Source organism: Flavobacterium sp. 1, assembly GCF_002797935.1.
Classification (GTDB): Bacteria; Bacteroidota; Bacteroidia; order Flavobacteriales; family Flavobacteriaceae; genus Flavobacterium.
Genome location: NZ_PGER01000001.1, coordinates 4,302,628 through 4,319,842, shown reverse-complemented (window position 1 = coordinate 4,319,842; position 17,215 = coordinate 4,302,628). Strand labels below are relative to the sequence as shown.

General features: G+C 34.2%; 17 protein-coding genes and 1 pseudogene. 4 read left to right on the top strand and 14 right to left on the bottom strand.

What is annotated here, in order from left to right; translation table 11 throughout:
• Positions 1-44: 44 nt before the first annotated feature.
• From CLU83_RS17440 to CLU83_RS17410, 7 genes are all read right to left on the bottom strand, one after another.
• Positions 45-1,517, bottom strand: a complete 1,473-nt coding sequence (locus tag CLU83_RS17440) for a nicotinate phosphoribosyltransferase (protein WP_100432786.1) — start codon at positions 1,515-1,517, stop codon at positions 45-47.
• Positions 1,518-1,562: 45 nt separating this feature from the next.
• Positions 1,563-2,105, bottom strand: a complete 543-nt coding sequence (locus CLU83_RS17435; RefSeq protein WP_100432785.1) for an RNA 2'-phosphotransferase — start codon at positions 2,103-2,105, stop codon at positions 1,563-1,565.
• A 97-nt stretch (positions 2,106-2,202) separates the two neighbouring features.
• The gene (locus CLU83_RS17430) at positions 2,203-3,192 is read right to left on the bottom strand and encodes an RES family NAD+ phosphorylase (protein ID WP_100432784.1); all 990 of its coding nucleotides are present in this window, start codon (positions 3,190-3,192) and stop codon (positions 2,203-2,205) included.
• Positions 3,189-3,728 carry an NADAR family protein gene (locus CLU83_RS17425; protein WP_100432783.1) on the bottom strand — a complete coding sequence of 180 codons (540 nt, stop codon included), beginning with the start codon at positions 3,726-3,728 and terminating at the stop codon, positions 3,189-3,191. The genes CLU83_RS17430 and CLU83_RS17425 overlap by 4 nt, the downstream gene beginning before the upstream one ends.
• Positions 3,725-4,558: a ribose-phosphate diphosphokinase gene (gene prs, locus CLU83_RS17420; RefSeq protein ID WP_100432782.1), complete on the bottom strand. Its 834-nt coding sequence runs from the start codon at positions 4,556-4,558 to the stop codon at positions 3,725-3,727. Before prs ends, CLU83_RS17425 begins: the two co-directional genes overlap by 4 nt.
• Before the next feature lie 74 nt (positions 4,559-4,632).
• Positions 4,633-5,325, bottom strand: a complete 693-nt coding sequence (locus tag CLU83_RS17415; protein WP_100432781.1) for an NUDIX domain-containing protein — start codon at positions 5,323-5,325, stop codon at positions 4,633-4,635.
• Between the two features lie 175 nt (positions 5,326-5,500).
• On the bottom strand, positions 5,501-6,397 hold the full coding sequence (locus CLU83_RS17410; protein WP_100432780.1) for a LysR family transcriptional regulator: 897 nt from the start codon (positions 6,395-6,397) through the stop codon (positions 5,501-5,503).
• Between the two features lie 88 nt (positions 6,398-6,485).
• On the opposite strand from CLU83_RS17410, the pseudogene CLU83_RS17405 reads away from it, so the two are divergent.
• From CLU83_RS17405 to CLU83_RS17395, 3 genes and pseudogenes are all read left to right on the top strand, one after another.
• A pseudogene (locus CLU83_RS17405) lies at positions 6,486-7,255 on the top strand (type 1 glutamine amidotransferase domain-containing protein).
• Positions 7,256-7,371: 116 nt separating this feature from the next.
• Positions 7,372-8,529, top strand: coding sequence for an iron-containing alcohol dehydrogenase (locus tag CLU83_RS17400; RefSeq protein WP_100432779.1), 1,158 nt, complete (start codon positions 7,372-7,374; stop codon positions 8,527-8,529).
• A gap of 296 nt (positions 8,530-8,825) precedes the next feature.
• The gene (locus tag CLU83_RS17395; RefSeq protein WP_100433787.1) at positions 8,826-9,821 is read left to right on the top strand and encodes an NAD(P)H-dependent glycerol-3-phosphate dehydrogenase; all 996 of its coding nucleotides are present in this window, start codon (positions 8,826-8,828) and stop codon (positions 9,819-9,821) included.
• Positions 9,822-9,931: 110 nt separating this feature from the next.
• On the opposite strand, the gene CLU83_RS17390 is transcribed toward CLU83_RS17395, so the two are convergent.
• The 3 genes from CLU83_RS17390 to CLU83_RS17380 all read right to left on the bottom strand — a co-directional run bounded on the left by CLU83_RS17390 (position 9,932) and on the right by CLU83_RS17380 (position 11,915).
• A complete protein-coding gene (locus CLU83_RS17390) occupies positions 9,932-10,339 on the bottom strand; it encodes a hypothetical protein (RefSeq protein WP_100432778.1) in 408 nt (135 codons plus the stop codon).
• Between the two features lie 80 nt (positions 10,340-10,419).
• Positions 10,420-11,439 (bottom strand): phenylalanine--tRNA ligase subunit alpha, encoded by a 1,020-nt coding sequence (pheS, locus tag CLU83_RS17385; RefSeq protein ID WP_100432777.1) that lies wholly within the window; start codon positions 11,437-11,439, stop codon positions 10,420-10,422.
• A gap of 119 nt (positions 11,440-11,558) precedes the next feature.
• A complete protein-coding gene (locus CLU83_RS17380) occupies positions 11,559-11,915 on the bottom strand; it encodes a hypothetical protein (RefSeq protein ID WP_100432776.1) in 357 nt (118 codons plus the stop codon).
• A 159-nt stretch (positions 11,916-12,074) separates the two neighbouring features.
• On the opposite strand from CLU83_RS17380, the gene CLU83_RS17375 reads away from it, so the two are divergent.
• Positions 12,075-12,575 (top strand): CvpA family protein, encoded by a 501-nt coding sequence (locus CLU83_RS17375; RefSeq protein WP_100432775.1) that lies wholly within the window; start codon positions 12,075-12,077, stop codon positions 12,573-12,575.
• 79 nt (positions 12,576-12,654) lie between these two features.
• On the opposite strand, the gene CLU83_RS17370 is transcribed toward CLU83_RS17375, so the two are convergent.
• From CLU83_RS17370 to CLU83_RS17355, 4 genes are all read right to left on the bottom strand, one after another.
• Positions 12,655-13,401 carry a tetratricopeptide repeat protein gene (locus CLU83_RS17370; RefSeq protein ID WP_100432774.1) on the bottom strand — a complete coding sequence of 249 codons (747 nt, stop codon included), beginning with the start codon at positions 13,399-13,401 and terminating at the stop codon, positions 12,655-12,657.
• An 84-nt stretch (positions 13,402-13,485) separates the two neighbouring features.
• Positions 13,486-15,234, bottom strand: a complete 1,749-nt coding sequence (locus CLU83_RS17365; protein WP_100432773.1) for a BatD family protein — start codon at positions 15,232-15,234, stop codon at positions 13,486-13,488.
• Between the two features lie 88 nt (positions 15,235-15,322).
• On the bottom strand, positions 15,323-16,090 hold the full coding sequence (locus tag CLU83_RS17360) for a tetratricopeptide repeat protein (RefSeq protein ID WP_100432772.1): 768 nt from the start codon (positions 16,088-16,090) through the stop codon (positions 15,323-15,325).
• Between the two features lie 42 nt (positions 16,091-16,132).
• Positions 16,133-17,164 (bottom strand): VWA domain-containing protein, encoded by a 1,032-nt coding sequence (locus CLU83_RS17355; RefSeq protein WP_100432771.1) that lies wholly within the window; start codon positions 17,162-17,164, stop codon positions 16,133-16,135.
• Positions 17,165-17,215 lie beyond the last annotated feature (51 nt).

Sequence of the window (17,215 nt, the reverse complement as noted above, 5' to 3'; positions counted from 1 at the left end):
AAACAAAAAGCCTAAATGAGAAAATTCATTTAGGCTTTTTGTTTTTACAAACTCAGTTGCAGCACACTATTTTTGACTTGACTTCGAATCTCAGATAAACTTCGGTCTATTAAAAGTTTTCCGTCTCTAAAAACTTCTTTCAATTCGCCTTTTTGTTCTTCTTCCCAAGACACTTCATCTGTTAAAGTATATTGACCATCAACCAATTCTATTTTCATTAATCCTTTAGCAGATTTTTTGGTACCATCATCCGTGATTGGGTCTTTAAAAATGGCTCTTCCTTCTCCGTTTACTTCTCCATAAGTCGCTTTCATTGCAAATCCAAAAGTATCTCTTGTATTGTATTGGTACGTAAATGAACCAATTCCAAGAACCACATTAGTAGAAGCAAAACCTTTAGCTTTTAATCGTTCACAAATGGCAGTTGCTCTAGTTACGGTAATACTGTCTCCATAAATAGCGCCAATTTGAGGAACTAATTCTTTAAATCCTTTTGCATTTACAGTACCTCCAAAAACATCCCAAAGCAGTTCAATTACCCCTTTCTTTTCTTGTTCGGTTTTGCCATTTGGATTACCGCAAATAATATCAACTGGGTCTCCGCTATCTGGACGCACCACTACTTTTCCTTCTCTTGAAACAATTTCATCTTTCAATCGAGGCAAATAATCAGTAAGCACTTTCCATAAATCCCAAGTATCTGACACGATAGAAACAATTCCTTTTGGATACACTTCGCAAATTAATCTTTTGAAAGTTTCATATTCTCCTTCGGTAGTACCCATACACATTACAGAATGCTCAGTTGCAGCAACAGAACCAGCTATTAATTCGGTATCTGAATTGGCATTGTAATATTCTTCAAAAAAATCAATTGCCGGAATTGTATCCGAACCTGTAAAACTCAATAAATGTCCCGCTGCAGATGTTACCGCCGCTTCGATACCGCCCATTCCCCGCATTGAGAAATCGTGTCCCTGCCAATCGACAAACTCTGGCATTGATGACGTTTCTTCGGCATATTTGTCCAATACTTTTCTGTATTGTTTTGCAATTGTTGCCGAATTACAAGGCAGCCAAATTACCGCAGAAAGCAATGTCTCAAAATAATTGGTTAACCAGAAAAACTCAGGGATCGTATTGTACATAGTAAACATAGGCACGCGAATAGGCACGCTGGCTCCTTCTGGCAAGGCTTTGAACACCATCGGGATATACCCTAAATCGTGTAAGTCTTCAATATGCTTTGTTCCCACTTGGTTTTCGCCCAAATAATTATTGATTCTGCGGGCATATTTTTGCACCACTACTTCTTTTGGCTGTTTGAAAAAATGCAAATCAAAATCTTGAATGATATATTTTTTAAGGAAATATTGCAATCCAAAAAATACAACTTCATCAATACCATCAATTCTTGATTTTCTTGGAGTCCAATTAGAATATACTAATGTTGTTCCGTCTGGATATTGTCTTTTGTGGTCAACTTTGTAACCGTCTGTTAATAATAGTGGGTTCATAATTTTTTATTTATGTTTAACTAATTTATAATCTGATTCGATTTATTAAAATTGAATATACGTTTCTGGAACTTTGTCTGTCAGCCAAACATTGTTCTCAGACAAGTAAAATTTAAATCCATCTCTCTGCATAATACCGCTCTTAATAATCAAAATTTGAGGGATTCCTCTCCTGCTTCCAACTTTTACGGCAGTTTCTTTATCTTTTGAAAGATGCACATGCTGACGGCTGATTTTCTGCAGACCTTCTTTTCGAATATTTTCCAAAAACTTTCCAACGGTGCCGTGATATAAAAATTCCGGAGGTTCTGTTTCAACTAAATTCAATTCAACTGAAATAGAATGCCCCTGACTTGCACGGATTTTTGTTTTATTTTCATTAAAAACAAAACGTTTTTTATCATTGTTTTCTACAACAAATTCCAAAAGTTCCAGATTTAATATACTTCCATCTTTGGGACATTTTGAAATTAAATCTTCTACATCTGCCCAGCCATTCTCGTCTAATTCTAATCCGATTGTTTCTGGCGAATGCCTAAGTACAAAACTCAAAAATTTGCTGATGCCTTTTGCTGCTTTTTCGTTCATGATTTTTGATTTATTTCTATGATTTAAAAATCATAACCTAGAAACTCAACATTATAATTAATGACTTTTAAATAATGGCTCTGTCATTTTCCATCTGTTAAATATCTTTTAAACTATCTAAAAAAGAAAAATCTCTATCCCTAATATTTTTTTGCGAGTATTTTTTAACTTCTGGCTCGTCTAAAGGTTTAATATTCTTATTTTTAATATCAAATAAAACATAATTCATGGACGAATACATTTTTATTGAATTATATTTAATTCCACTATATCCAGATTTTTTCGCACAATCCATTACGAATCTTGTAATGAAGTAATCTGGTTTCCAATTCCCTTTATTCGTGCTATTCTTTTTAAAAATTTCAGAAAGATGTAAACAGATTAATAATGCATCTGTTGAAAGAGAAACCTCTTCATAGTCAAAAGATAAATCTAAGATATTATCAATTTCTTCATCTATTTTAAAAGTTTGCGTCCAAACTAATTCATTTTCGCTTATTTCTAAAATTGAACCTTCTTCTTCATTACATAAATAAAAATAGCTTTGCCCATTATGATTAAATCTTCCTTCAGTAGGAACTCCTAAAGGAGGATTAAATAAATCATTAGAACCAAGTATTTTTGAGCTTTCACACAAACGAGATCTATATAAAACCGTATCCGCTTTAATAGTTGTTTGTGCTATTTTCTTTTTTGAAACTTCCCTAAAAATTTTCTTTCCAATAGTATGATTTAAAGCCAAAAAAGGATAATCCCTAATTAAAGCTTCGAAGTCCTTTAACGAATTTCCATATTTTTTCATTGATTGAAAAATATGCTTTTCTAATTCTAACTCATATTTTCTTTTAATACTAACTTTTGACATTAACTCTAATTCACAGCTACAATTTGGGCACTTAAATTCAAAAGCAATAACTTCTTTTCTATTATCTTCAATTTCAGAATCTGCTAATAAATTATATATATCAGTTGCATCTCCCCACAACCAAAGGGGTTCTCCTTCATCCCAAGATTCACAATCAGCACAGCTACTTAGTCTTGATTGAATCTTATTAATTACCTTTTGTTCTTTTTTTGTAATACTCATTTTTCTATTTCTCTTAATGCATCCCTAACCTCCATCAATGCAAAACCTAATAAATTTAATCCCCTCCACTTCTCAGGATTATGAATGTCTTTATGATCACCTGCCATTCCAATTCCCCAAATAGCATCAACTGGACTCGCTTCTACCAAAACTCTTTCTTTAGTATTCATAAGAAACTCTTTTAAATCCGAATTTTGATTAAACTTATGAAAACTGCCTTGCTTTACAATTTCATACCGGTTTGCCAGCCATAGATTATCATCATAGTTTTTAACTTCGCGTCCTAATTTTTTAACTTCAGCTGGAGAATTCGCTTGAATTATTTTTTCCAAAACTTCATCATCATTGAACAGTTCTGCTTTTTTTGCCATCATCCAATGCTCCGCGGTTTTATAGGTAATGCCATCCACCACAAATGGACTAATCCACCATTGGCTGAAACAGGTTTTGGTTATAATTCCATCTTTCGAAGGTTGATGTCCCCAGAAAAACAAAAATTTACTTTCGGGAGCTATATCTTTTATATCGTATTTCATATCAATTGATTTAATCCAATCACTTCCACATTTTCTCCTTCAAAATCTTTGAATGAATTGGTGGTAAATATTTTTTCGAAACAATTCAAAACAGCAAATCCTTTACTAAAAATCCCGTGGCTTACTGCCAAATACAACCTACCAGCATTCTTGTTTTTCAGTTCTTCGGCAAGACCTACAAAAGTTCCTCCACCATCACAAATGTCATCTACAATCAAACAATCTGCTCCCTGTAAATCGTTATTATACACTTTAAACCCAGATAATCTTCCAGTTTTTACATCTCGGCTTTTACTGCATTCCACTACTTCAACTCCGCCCAAGAACTCTGAAACTTTATAAATTTTCTTCAAGGCCCCCCCATCTGGAGAAATTAACTTGACGTCGTTTCCTATTGCTTTCACAACCGCTTCAATAAAAGTATGATTCGAAATCACTTCGCAATGATTTACCAATGCTGGCGTAACTTCAGAATGCGCATCAAAAACAAACACTTTGTCGAATTGCATTCCATTAATGATATCGGCATACACTTTAACCGATAATGGCTCTCCTTTAATCATCACTCTGTCTTGTCTGGCAGCAGGGAAATAAGGAATGAAAAGTTCCATGTTTTTCACATCCATTCTGCGCAAAGCATCAACTGCAATACACAATAATCCTAAATCATTGAATGAATTTAATCGATGGGTAATGGTGATTTTTTGTGTTACATCAAAATTGGGATCTATTTTGATGTGAGGTTCTCCCCCTGAAAAAGTGAAATTTTGAAAAATAACTTCTTGCTGTGCAGCAAATGGTTTGAAATTTGGGTCTAAATTAAGTATCATAGTTTTTGATTTTGCGTTAATTATACGCAAATATAGATAGTATTTTTTAATAAACAATTTATTTTGTGTAAAAATTACGCAAATTTTATTTCGAAGTGAAACCCTTTCTTTAATAAAGCATTGTATTTCTGTTTATTAAACTTAAATAATTTTGCTGGTCTTCCACTTTTTAAAGGAGAAAAACGATCTGTTTCTTCAATAATTTCAAAGCTTAATATTTTTTTTCTAAAGTTTCTACGATCAATTTCTTTTTCCAGAATGGTGCAGTATAAATTTTCTAGTTCAGAAAATAAGAACTCTTTTGGCAACAAATCAAATCCTATGGGTTCATAGGTAAGTTTTGCTTTTAATCGCTCCATTGCCTTGCCCAAAATAATCGTATGGTCAAAAGCTAAAGCGGGAATTTCATCAATCTTAAACCATTGGGCGTTTTCGGCATCCGAATCGGCTTTGACTATTAATTTTGAGGAATCCACTAAGGCAAAATAAGCCACCGAAATAACTCGATTTCTAGGATCACGACATATATCATCTCCGAAGGTAAACAGTTGTTCAAAATAATTAACGCTAATGTTAGTTTCTTCTTTCAACTCTCTTTTCACAGCATCTTCCAAAGATTCCTCATTTTGGACTAAGCCGCCAGGCAATGCCCAATAGGATTCCTTCGTTCCAAATTTTTGCTGAATTAACAACACATAAAGCTGATTGTTTTGGTAACCAAATACTATAGCGTCAACAGCAACTCTGATATTTTGATTTTCACTCATATACTAAATGCGTAAGATTTACACAAATATAAAAATAGTTTTATATTTCTTATGTTTTTGAATCTAAAGTTTCAATTCAAAAACACTTGACGAAAATCACAACTTTGTTTTGAAGAACAAATTTACAGAGCGACATTTTAGTAATACTCACCATTCATAATCATTTATAATATTACTACTCCAAAACCAGCTTTAACTCCACCATTATATCCTGAAAAATTGGGCTCAAGTTTTCATTTTTACCTGACAGTAAAAAAACATCAGTACTTGGCATTTCTTTGCTGTTCCATATCAGTTGTAATTTCTTTTCCTGAATCAAATTTTTTGCATTAAGATTCCAAGTAACCGCAACTCCAGTATTTTTACTGAGGATTTCCAGCATTTCATATTCTGACGGAATGATATAATTGGCTACAATCGAAGGTCTTTTTTTAGCAAAAACATGAAGCCAAAATAATTTAATATGCGGAATTCCAGCATCATGGCTGTACCATTTTTGCTCATTCAGCCAATTTTCGATGGTCTTAAAATCTTTAGCTTTAATATTTTGCTTAATCATTGAAATATCAATATCAGTAGAGCCGACAACTACTTGCTTAATTTCACCTACCTTTTTTTGAATGGTATCAAAAGTGTCGAATTTCTTATTTACTATCGCAAAATCTAATTTTTTGGAATTCACCAAATCAAAGAGCGCATCGTTATTATGGAATGTAAAATCGATAAAATCAAATTTAGCGACCAATGCACTGCCGATACTGCTCATCAAATGTCTGGATATACCGACTGTCAGTAATCGATTGGCGTTAAAAGCTTTGGCTCGAAATCCGTTCTCTACATTTTCCAATCGATCTAAAGCATCAATAATTAAATTATTGAGTAACTTAGCGTACTCGGTTGGTTCAACCCCTTTGGACTTTCGATTAAAAAGCTTGTAGCCCACATGTGCTTCCAACATAACTATCTGCTGACTTACAGCGGGCTGACTGATAAATAATTCTTTAGCTGCCAAAGAAAAGTTTCCGTTTTTATACACCGATTTGAACGTTCGGTACCATTCAAGATTGACCATGATATAAATATATTTATCACAAACATAATTTAAATTATTTTTACTAATATCATATTCGTCATAAATTTGCTGAACTAAAAATTAAATCATGAGAAAATTTACAGTATTAACTATTCTAGCATTAACCGTGAGCTGCTTTATGGCAACTGCACAAAAACAAAATAATAAAAAGATGAAAAAAGTATTATTCGTAGTTACCAGCCACGATCAATTGGGTAACACAGGTGAAAAAACAGGATTTTGGACCGAAGAATTGGCAGCACCATATTATGCATTATTGGATAAAGGCGTGATTATTGACATCGCTACACCAAAGGGAGGACAACCCCCAATTGACCCAAAAAGTGCCGATCCATCATCAGCTACAGAAGACACTAAACGCTTTGATGCAGATGCCGTTTTATTGGAAAAACTAAAAAATACCAAAAAATTAACCGATGTTAATCAAGCTGATTATGATGCTGTTTTTTACCCAGGAGGCCACGGTCCGCTTTGGGATTTGGTTGAAGATAAAAATTCGATTGCATTAATTGAATCATTTTATACCCATAAAAAACCAGTAGCTTTTGTATGTCACGCTCCTGCTGTTTTAAAAAATGTAAAATCAAATGGAGAATTTTTGGTTAAAGAAAAAAAGTAACCGGATTTGCCAACACCGAAGAAGAAGCGGTTGGATTAACCAAAATTGTTCCTTTCTTACTAGAAGATGAATTACAAAAAAATGGAGCAGTATATTCCAAAGGAGCTGATTGGAATCCTTATGCTGTAGAAGACGGCTTATTAATTACAGGTCAAAATCCAGCTTCATCTAAATTAGTTGCCGAAAAATTATTAGCACAATTGAATTCAAAAAAATAAGAAGAAAGACTCTAAGATCCTGAGATGCTAAGTTTCTAAGATTTAAATATGTGTTTTCAAAAAACTCAGAATCTTAGAAACTTAGTAGCTTAGCATCTTACTAAAAAACAAACACTATGCTAAATTTTGAATTATACAATCCTACCAAATTAGTTTTTGGAAAAGGACAAATAGAAAAACTAGAAACATTAATTCCTGCAGGTGCTAAAATACTATTAGCTTATGGCGGTGGAAGCATTTTTAAAAACGGAATCCATCAACAAACGATTGACAATCTTAAAGGATTTGAAATTGTAGAATTTGGAGGAATTGAAGCCAATCCGCATTTCGAAACGTTGATGAAAGCTGTTGCGATTATCAAGGAGGAAAATATCGATTTTATTCTGGCTGTAGGTGGCGGCTCAGTAATTGACGGAGTGAAATTTATTTCGGCAGCAGTACATTTTGATGGAAATCCAATTGATATTCTTCAAAAACACATTTTGATTAAAGAAAATGCAATGCCTTTTGGAACAATTTTAACGTTGCCTGCTACTGGAAGTGAAATGAACTCTGGTTCTGTCGTGACAATTGCTGCTACTCAAGAAAAATTGGCTTTTGGAGGCTCAGCATTATTTCCGCAATTTTCAATATGCGATCCAACCGTTATTCAATCTTTACCAAAAAGACAATTGCAAAACGGTGTAGTTGATGCCTACACTCACGTGCTGGAACAATACTTGACGTATGTACACGAAGGTTTTTTACAAGATAGAATTGCGGAAGGAATCCTTCAAACTTTACTCGAAGTAGGCCCAAAAGTTGTTGAAAATCCAGAAGATTATGCTTTAGCTTCCAACTTTATGTGGAGCTGTACCATGGCTTTGAACGGACTGATTCAAAAAGGAGTTCCAAGCGATTGGGCTACCCACATGATTGGTCATGAACTGACAGCTCTTTACGGAATTGATCATGCCAGAACATTGGCTATAATAGGTCCAAACCTGTATAAAGTAATGTTTGAAACCAAAAAAGGCAAATTGGCACAATACGGAAAACGCATGTTTCAATTAACAGGAACCGAAGACGAAATTGCCACAGCAGCCATTGAAAAAACGATAGCTTTCTTTCACAGCATGGGAATGAAAACTGCACTTTCCGAAAACGCTGAAAATATTGAAAAAACTGCCGACTTCATTGCAGACCGTTTTGAAAAAAGAGGCTGGAAAGCATTGGGAGAAAAACAAAATATTACTTTGGAAAAAGTAAAACAAATTGTTTTGGCAAGTTATTAAGTCTGTACCAAACTAGACATAAAAAAAGGCGTTCATGTAACCAATAAGAACGCCTTTTTAAAATACTAAAACAAAACTAACTAACTCAATCTTCATATTTAAATTCTAAACAATTTATTTATAATGACTTACAACGTAAGTGTTGTGTTTATATTGTATAAAATCAGAAAAAAATATTAATAATCTATTTTTTTAGCAAAAACATTGGGAAGTCCAATAAATTCAAGACCTGCAACGAAAATTAATTTGTGTTATTGGTGAAATTTTAAGTACTTTTGGTGAAATTTAATAAAAAAATGGCCGATAATTTAAAATTTGCAGTGATTGGTGGCGGAAGCTGGGCTACTGCCATTGCCAAAATGTTGTGTGTAAATCTTCCTGAGATTTCATGGTATATGCGTAATGATGCTGCCATAGAACACATTAAAAACCACAAGCACAATCCCAACTATTTAAGCTCTGTAGAGTTTGACAATACAAAACTAAAACTTACCAACGATATCAACGAAGCTGTCGCTTATGCAGATTACATCATATTTGCAATTCCTTCTGCTTTTTTAAACAGCGAGTTGGAAAAACTAACAGTTTCCCTGAAAGACAAAATAATTTTTTCTGCCATAAAAGGAATCGTTCCCGAAACCAGTTTAATCGTTGGGGAACATTTTCATTACAAATACGATATTCCTTATTACAATATTGGCGTAATTACAGGCCCTTGCCACGCCGAAGAAGTTGCTTTAGAGAGACTTTCATACTTAACCATTGCTTGTGGCGATCAAGAAAAGGCTAGTATCGTTGCCAAAAATTTATCCGGAAATTATATCAAGGCAAAAATTTCAGATGATATTATAGGAACTGAATATGCTGCAATGCTAAAAAACATTTATTCTATTGCAGCCGGTATTGCGCACGGATTGGGTTATGGCGATAATTTCCAGTCGGTTATTATGAGTAATGCGATTCGGGAGATGAAAAAATTCATCAAGAAAGTGCATAAAATGAAACGTAATATCAATGATTCGGCCTATTTAGGAGATTTACTGGTTACGGGTTATTCTGTTTTTTCGAGAAACAGAATGTTCGGAAATATGATTGGAAAAGGATATACCGTAAAATCGGCACAAATGGAAATGAGTATGGTTGCCGAAGGTTATTATGCCGTAAAAAGCGCCTACAAGCTTAATCAAGGTTATGGTGCAAGCACACCAATTATTGATGCTGTTTATGCTATTTTGTACGAAGGAAAAGAAGCTAAAGCAGTATTTAAAAAACTGACTGAGGAACTTGATTAGATTGCAGTCTGCGAATTTGAGAACGCAGATTTTCAATTATAAAAAAGGCATTTTCTAATTTGAGAAAATGCCTTTTTTGTTTGATTCACTCAGATATAATCACTGAATACTTATTTTACCATCACTCCATCTACAAACAAAAGCGGTACTTCTTCAACATTCGTTTCATTGATGCTGTTGGCTTTGAAAATAAATTTTTTGTCGTATAAAGTGTTTCCAATGAAATAAGTCACCATAAATTCATTGTTGAGTGCCAATACGCTTTTTTCTATCATTTCGATTTTTACAACAGAAACAGCTGGAACTTCTATAAAAGCGTGGCGCAAAAGAGAGGTTTTTTTCATTTCTCCGTCGATTGTTCCAAAGGCTTTGGAAACCACCATAACGCTGTCGAGCTGAAAATCACTGTCGTTTATTAAATAAGCATACCATACTTTTTCCATAAAATCGTCGCTCCATTCTTGAACGGCAGCAAGGAATACGTTTTCTACTTCGGGGATGGTGATGTCAGATTTCATAATATAGTGATTAGTAAAAAGTGAATAGTGATTAGTAAGAAGCAGAACTAATTACTAATCACTATTCACTTGTAGCTTTTTTATATACTGGATTTGAATTGCTCCAAGAAACGCACGTCATTTTCATAAAACATACGGATGTCGCCAATTTGGTACAGTAACATCGCGATACGCTCAATTCCCATTCCAAATGCAAAACCATTGTATTCGTCCGGATTGATGTCGCAGTTTTTAAGAACGTTTGGATCTACCATTCCGCAGCCCATAATTTCTAACCAGCCGGTTCCTTTGGTGATACGGTAATCAGTTTCAGTTTTTAAACCCCAATAAATATCAACCTCGGCACTAGGTTCCGTAAATGGGAAATAGGAAGGTCTCAAACGAATTTTTGATTTCCCAAACATCTCTTTGGTGAAATACAAAAGGGTTTGTTTCAAATCAGCAAAAGAAACATCTTTGTCAATATACAATCCTTCTATTTGATGGAAAATACAGTGTGAGCGCGACGAAACAGCTTCATTACGGAAAACTCTTCCCGGAGAAATGGTACGGATAGGCGGTTTGTTATTCTCCATATAACGCACCTGCACCGATGAAGTGTGCGTACGCAACAGAATATCGGGATTTGTCTGGATGAAAAAAGTGTCCTGCATATCACGCGCCGGATGGTATTCCGGTAAGTTTAATGCGGTAAAATTGTGCCAATCATCCTCGATTTCCGGACCTTCGGAAACGTTAAATCCGATGTTTGAAAAGACATCGATAATTTGGTTTTTCACCAATGAAATAGGGTGACGTGAACCAATAATTGTTGGTTCTCCCGTACGGGTTAAATCACCGTAAAATCCTTTAACTTCTTCTTTGCTTGCTAAGGTTTCCTGAATGGATTTTACCTTATCTTCGGCAGAGGTTTTAAGTAAATTAATTACTTGTCCAAATTCCTTTTTTTGGTCGTTGGGCACGTTTTTGAATTCAGCAAAAAGATCTTTCAACAAACCTTTGGTTCCCAAAAATTTTATTCTAAATGCTTCTAACTCTGCTGTGTTTTGTGTGGAGAACGCCTGAGCTTCACCAATATATTCTTTTATCTTGTCTATCATTTTCATTCCGTAATTGAGAGTGCAAATTTAGCTTTTTTTGGTGATTAGTGAAAAGTAATTAATGATTAGTCCAAAAAAAATAACAATATTGCTAATCACTAATTACTTTTCACTATTTACTAATCAATAACTTCCCTTTCCAGAAAATAATTGACGATTGCTTCTTTCATCAAAACGGATTGCTCTCCAGCTTTTAAAGGCGGTAATTGTTCTTTTACTATATAATGAGGCCAGCCTTCTTCGTCAAAATAGTCGAATTCATAGAATCCGTAAGGTTCTAATAATCGGCAAATAGCGATATGCATCAAGTTGAGTTTCTCGTCTTTCTTGAACTCACGGTGCACTTTTCCTAATTCCTGTACTCCTATTAGATAAATAATGGCATCCAAATCCAAATCTTCTCCTTGTGAAAATTGATTGGAAAGTATATCGACAAGCCGTTCCCAGCGTTCTTTTAGTTGTGTGTCTCTTGACATCTTGAGTTTATGGTTTAGAGTTTATGGTTTAGAGTTTAAATTGTTTAATCTGGACTCTAAAATCTAAAATTATTTTAAGCAAAGATAACAACTTGAAATTTGACAATGGTTACCGAACAATTCTTTTATATTTGCAACATCAAATTTTAAAATAAAAAAATGAGTTTTTTTGATATTGTTATAGGCGGACTATTGTGTTTTTCATTGTATAAAGGAATCCGAAACGGGCTTTTTGTGGAAATGGCTTCGTTCTTTTCCCTTATTTTGGGTATTTATATTGCCATAAAATTTTCGGATATTATAAAAAACATATTATCAGGCTGGCTGCATTGGAATCCATATACCATTCAGGTTTTTGCTTTTATCTTAACTTTTATCATCGTTGTTATTGGGATTTATATGCTTGGAAAATTCCTGACCAATGTAGCTGATTTTGCTTTTTTGGGCTGGATCAACAGTCTGGGAGGCGGTTTTTTTAGAGTGTTGAAAACCATTTTAATCATCAGCATATTTTTAACGGTTTTCGAAAAAATAAATTACCATAATTATTTAGCCAAAAAAAAAACGCTGGACAAATCCATTTTCTTTAACCCGATTCAAAAAATATCAGGATTTATATTTCCGTCTATTGAGAAGTGGTATGACAAAGCGAGGAAGTAATTTTTTTAAGATGGCAGATTTCAGGCTGCAGAAAGCAGAAAAAACTGCCGACTGAAATCTGCTAATTGGAATCAGAAAACTAATCCTTCACTTCTTTTATTGCCTTACTGTCTATCCAGCCTTCAGTTCCATCCGTTAACTGAATTTTTTTCCAGTTGTCTAATGTTTCTTCTACATAGACTTTAGTGCCTTCGTGCAGCATAAAAATCGAGTTGCTTGCCTTTTGAGGTTCGCTTCTAACATCAGCAGATTCGGCAAAAACGATTGCTGGTCTTTCGTTGTCAAAATGACTTTTTTCAAAAAAAGCTGCCACAACACTCATTAGTACAAAAAGTAAAACTATAAACATTCCCGAGAAGAAAACTCTTTTAATCACTCCTCTTTGAGAAAAATAATAACCTATAAAAAGAGCCAAAAACAAAAATGCAAAGCCAATGGAGATATAGGCCCAAGTATCGAATGGGTAAATTCCAGTAAAATCACGAAGGAGTTTTGCAAAACCAACTTTAGGCATTACTTTAATTTCATCTATTGTACGTTTTTGAGCAAATTTTATATTGTTTAATGCCTCTTTGTTTGTTGGATCTAAAACTAAAGCTTTCTCATAATTATAAATTGACGGAGCAGTTTGCTGCAGTTTATAATAGCAGTTCCCTAAGTTAAAATACAATTGAGCTGATTCTTTGTTTGTTTCCAAAACGGATTCATACTCTTTGACTGCAAGTTCGTACTTCCCGCTTTTATATAAATCATTTCCCCTTTCAAAGCCTGTTTGGGCAAAGAAAACTTGTGAAACCAATAATAATAAGTAAAAGATATTTTTCATTTTAATTTTTTTTTAGTTTCTAAGAGTCTAAGTTCCTTAGATTTTTAGACTCTTAACATCTTAGAAACTTAGCTTCTTAGTAGCTTAGATTTGTTTTTCTAATTCAGAAATGATGGCTACCGCTTTATCAAAATCGTGCTGTATTGTTGCGCTTGATGATGGCGCATATCTCGCAATCTCGCAATTTTCGGTCAGCGCAATAAAATCATTTACTGCCTGAGGATTTGCTTTTTTGGACAATAATAATTCTTGAATATTATCCTTGCTCATTTCAGAGGTTTCAATATGTAATTTTGCTTTCAAGAAATTATGCATCGCTTTTTCCAGCGCGACATAAAATGGCTCTTTATTGTTGATTTGTTTTTTGGCTTCAGACAGATATTTCTTAGCCAATTTATTGTTCATTTTGATTCGGTTTCCAAAAACGTCACTATCGATCGCTTCTTTTTTCTTCCTGAATAATACAATTATCGGAAGCAATAAAAATGGCAATAACAATAAACCATAGAATTTATTAGAACCAAAAAAAGCTGGTTCTTTACTTGATAAAAGATCTGTTCTTAAATCAATATATCTGAATTGCTCAACAGGCTCAATTTTATTTTTACCTGCGCTTGCGGTGTCATGTGTGGCTGCCGTTTGTGACGGTCCGTCCAAGACATTAATTTTTATCTCCGATGAACTGATTGTTTTATAAGTACCTGTTCCTAAATCGAAATATGAAAAACGCATCGGTTTAATAACATAATCCCCTTTATATTGCGGTACAATAGTATAAGAATCGGATATTTTACCATTCATACCAGATAATGGTATGTTTACTTTTTCGCTGTGAACGGCATCATACATTTCTAATGCGTTTGGCACTTCGGGTTTTGGCAGCGTAAATAATTTTAGATTTCCTGTCCCGGCAACGCTCAAAACAAGATCTAAGCTTTCTCCGCTTTTCAAAGTGGTTTTTGAAGGAATCGCTTGGAAATCAAATTTACCTACGGCTCCAGTGAAATCTGCAGGTTTTCCTGCTTCTGGCAACGGTCTTACATTGATAGTTTTGGCTCCTGCCGATACGCGTTTATTTCCATTAATGATTTCTACTTGACCATACATATTTCTACGGTTGGTAGGCAGCTGAACATCAATATCCATTGCCAAAGGTTGAATCACCAGCTTTCCTGATTTTTGTGGATACAAGATTACTTTCTTTAATACAATATAACGGTATCTCTCGCCTTTAAACATTCCCTCTTCTGCAACTAACTGTTTGATGTCAATATTTTGGCTCCAAAAATCATTGTATTTGGGTTTGCTAAGTTCATCCCATTTTGTAATTCCAATATTATAACTGAAATACAATTTATAAACCGCCGTAATCGGCTGATTGATGTATGGACTAGTATTGGAAATTTCGGCAACTAAATAGAGATTATCATCTGCAGAAATTTGAGAATCATTTGGATCTCTCGGCTGTTCTGTAGCGGCAGTTACATTTATTTTTATGGGCTGTGTTTTATAAATCTGGCCGTTAAATTCAATAACGGCTTGTCTTATTGTCAAAGTGCCTTTTTGAGTAGGCAATAAAAAATAAGAATAACTTTTCTCGAAAGATGTTTTTCCGTTGATCCAAGATTGGCTAACCTGCTGACTTGGTCCAGCAATAATTCTAAAACCCTCAAAAGAAGGCTGCGCAAAATTATCGCCATCAATATTCATCACAAAATCGATACGAAGTCTCTCATTGAGTCCAAGCGTCGTTTTGCTCACTCTTGCCTCAAATTGCACTTGAGCCAAAAGTCCTTGAAAACATAATAGAAATAAAATTAAAAATCTTTTCATTACTTTTTTAAACGTTTAAATATTAACTGATTAATCGTTTAAGTGTTCCAAATAAACAAATAAACGATTAAACAAATAAACTTGAATTTTACCAGTCTTTCTCTGTTTTTACAGGAGACCCTTTTACTTTATTGGCATTTACTTTATCCTGTATTTTCTTTTCTTCGTTGTTTACAGCATCCAAAAGATTTTCCATTCGCTGTTTTGGAATCCCGCCTGGTTTTGGTTTTGGCTGACCATCATCTTTGGGTTTACCGTCATCTTTTTTATTTTTGTCTCCGTCTTTCTTATCGCCCTTTTTGTCTTTATCTTTATCGCCGTCTTTCTTGTCGTCCTTTTTGTCTTTGTCTTTTTTGTCGTCTTTCTTATCCTTGTTTTTGTCCTTATCCTTATTCTTGTCTTTCTTTTTATCGTCTTTTGGAGGCGGATTATCTTTTAGCATTTTTTTAGCCAAAGCATAATTATAACGCGTTTCGTCATCTTCAGGATTGTTTCTCAATGCATTTTTATACGCTTCAACAGCTTGGGTATAATCCTTCTCTTTCATAAAAACATTTCCCAAATTATGAAAAGCCTTATGTTTTTGTGGTCTAGTTTTTAAGCTTTTCAGTGCATTAGCATACGCAGATTTGGATTCCGAAAACTGATTTTGCCTGTAAATTGCATTTCCTAAATTATAGGAAGCCACAGTTCTATTTGGAAATTTAGAGTGTGAAATTCTATAATCGGCTTCAGCTTCCACAAAATTTTTAGCAGCAAATTCCTCATTTGCTTTAGGCAAAATTTTGTCTTTCTCTTGGGCATTGGCCACAAAAGTTAAAAGCATCAGCAATAAGTATATAATTCTATTTTTCATTTCAATATTCCTTTCAAAACTGTTTTGCTTGATTTTTGTACTTTATTTATTTTCTCCAAATAAATCCAATTTATTTACCCATTTGGTTTTTCTGTCTAATAAGAAAATATCCGCAAATAATAATACGAATCCAAATCCTAAAAACCATTGAAACTGCGATTGGAAGTCGGCCATTTGGGTTGCTTCAAATTCTGTTTTTTGGATTTTATCCAATGCTGCTTTTATGTAATCTACCACTTCTTTGGTATTGTTTCCGTTTACATAACCACCTTTTGTCGCTTTCCCTATTGCTTCAAGGTTTTTTGGAACCAATTTTGTGATAACAATTTCTCCATTGTTGTCTCTTTTATAACTTTCGACAACTCCATTTCTTTTCAAAGGAATAGTTCCTCCTTTTTCTGTACCTACTCCAATGGTAATAATTTTGATTCCCAATTTATTTGCTTCTTCTGCTGCCGCTTCGGCTCCTTCAGAATGATCTTCTCCGTCAGATATCATAATCAGCAATTTACTGGTTTTTTTATCGTCAAAAAAAGTAGATGAAATTTTGATGGCATCATCAAAAGAAGTGCCTACAGAAGAAACCATATCGGTATTCGTGCTTTGCAGATACATCTTGGCCACACCATAATCAGTTGTTATCGGCAGTACTGGAAAGGCACTTCCGGCATACGCCACAATTCCTATCCTGTCATTCCCCAGCTGATTGATAATCTGTGATACGATTTGTTTGCTTTTTTCCAAACGGCTTGGAGCTACATCCTCGCAAAGCATACTTTTGGATACATCCATCGCAAAAACAATGTCTATTCCTTCTCTTTTTACGGTTTCTACCTTGGTGCCTATTTTTGGATTCACCAAACCTATAATCAGCGCCAGTAATGCCAAAAGCAATACTGCCAATTTTAAAGCCGGCTTAAAAACGGAACGTTCAGGGCTTAGTCTTTTGATGACTTCCAAATCTCCAAATTCGCGCTGTTTCTTTCTTTTCCAATATAAATTAAACAGAAAAAGTACCACCAAAACTGGCAGTATAAAAAGAAGGTATAAATAATTGCGTTCGTCTAATTCCATTTTATTTAACCGCTAAGGTCACTAAGTTTTCACTAAGTCCACAAAGTTAAT

What these genes read in the sequence shown, in the direction of transcription:
- CLU83_RS17435 (WP_100432785.1), bottom strand. Translation starts at nt 2,105, where the DNA reads ATGAACGAAAAAGCAGCAAAAGGCATCAGCAAATTTTTGAGTTTTGTA.
- CLU83_RS17415 (WP_100432781.1), bottom strand. Translation starts at nt 5,325, where the DNA reads ATGAGTGAAAATCAAAATATCAGAGTTGCTGTTGACGCTATAGTATTT.
- CLU83_RS17395 (WP_100433787.1), top strand. Translation starts at nt 8,826, where the DNA reads ATGGCCGATAATTTAAAATTTGCAGTGATTGGTGGCGGAAGCTGGGCT.
- CLU83_RS17355 (WP_100432771.1), bottom strand. Translation starts at nt 17,164, where the DNA reads ATGGAATTAGACGAACGCAATTATTTATACCTTCTTTTTATACTGCCA.
- CLU83_RS17370 (WP_100432774.1), bottom strand. Translation starts at nt 13,401, where the DNA reads ATGAAAAATATCTTTTACTTATTATTATTGGTTTCACAAGTTTTCTTT.
- CLU83_RS17375 (WP_100432775.1), top strand. Translation starts at nt 12,075, where the DNA reads ATGAGTTTTTTTGATATTGTTATAGGCGGACTATTGTGTTTTTCATTG.
- CLU83_RS17425 (WP_100432783.1), bottom strand. Translation starts at nt 3,728, where the DNA reads ATGAAATACGATATAAAAGATATAGCTCCCGAAAGTAAATTTTTGTTT.
- CLU83_RS17390 (WP_100432778.1), bottom strand. Translation starts at nt 10,339, where the DNA reads ATGAAATCTGACATCACCATCCCCGAAGTAGAAAACGTATTCCTTGCT.
- CLU83_RS17365 (WP_100432773.1), bottom strand. Translation starts at nt 15,234, where the DNA reads ATGAAAAGATTTTTAATTTTATTTCTATTATGTTTTCAAGGACTTTTG.
- CLU83_RS17360 (WP_100432772.1), bottom strand. Translation starts at nt 16,090, where the DNA reads ATGAAAAATAGAATTATATACTTATTGCTGATGCTTTTAACTTTTGTG.
- CLU83_RS17400 (WP_100432779.1), top strand. Translation starts at nt 7,372, where the DNA reads ATGCTAAATTTTGAATTATACAATCCTACCAAATTAGTTTTTGGAAAA.
- prs (WP_100432782.1), bottom strand. Translation starts at nt 4,558, where the DNA reads ATGATACTTAATTTAGACCCAAATTTCAAACCATTTGCTGCACAGCAA.
- pheS (WP_100432777.1), bottom strand. Translation starts at nt 11,439, where the DNA reads ATGATAGACAAGATAAAAGAATATATTGGTGAAGCTCAGGCGTTCTCC.
- CLU83_RS17410 (WP_100432780.1), bottom strand. Translation starts at nt 6,397, where the DNA reads ATGGTCAATCTTGAATGGTACCGAACGTTCAAATCGGTGTATAAAAAC.
- CLU83_RS17430 (WP_100432784.1), bottom strand. Translation starts at nt 3,192, where the DNA reads ATGAGTATTACAAAAAAAGAACAAAAGGTAATTAATAAGATTCAATCA.
- CLU83_RS17380 (WP_100432776.1), bottom strand. Translation starts at nt 11,915, where the DNA reads ATGTCAAGAGACACACAACTAAAAGAACGCTGGGAACGGCTTGTCGAT.
- CLU83_RS17440 (WP_100432786.1), bottom strand. Translation starts at nt 1,517, where the DNA reads ATGAACCCACTATTATTAACAGACGGTTACAAAGTTGACCACAAAAGA.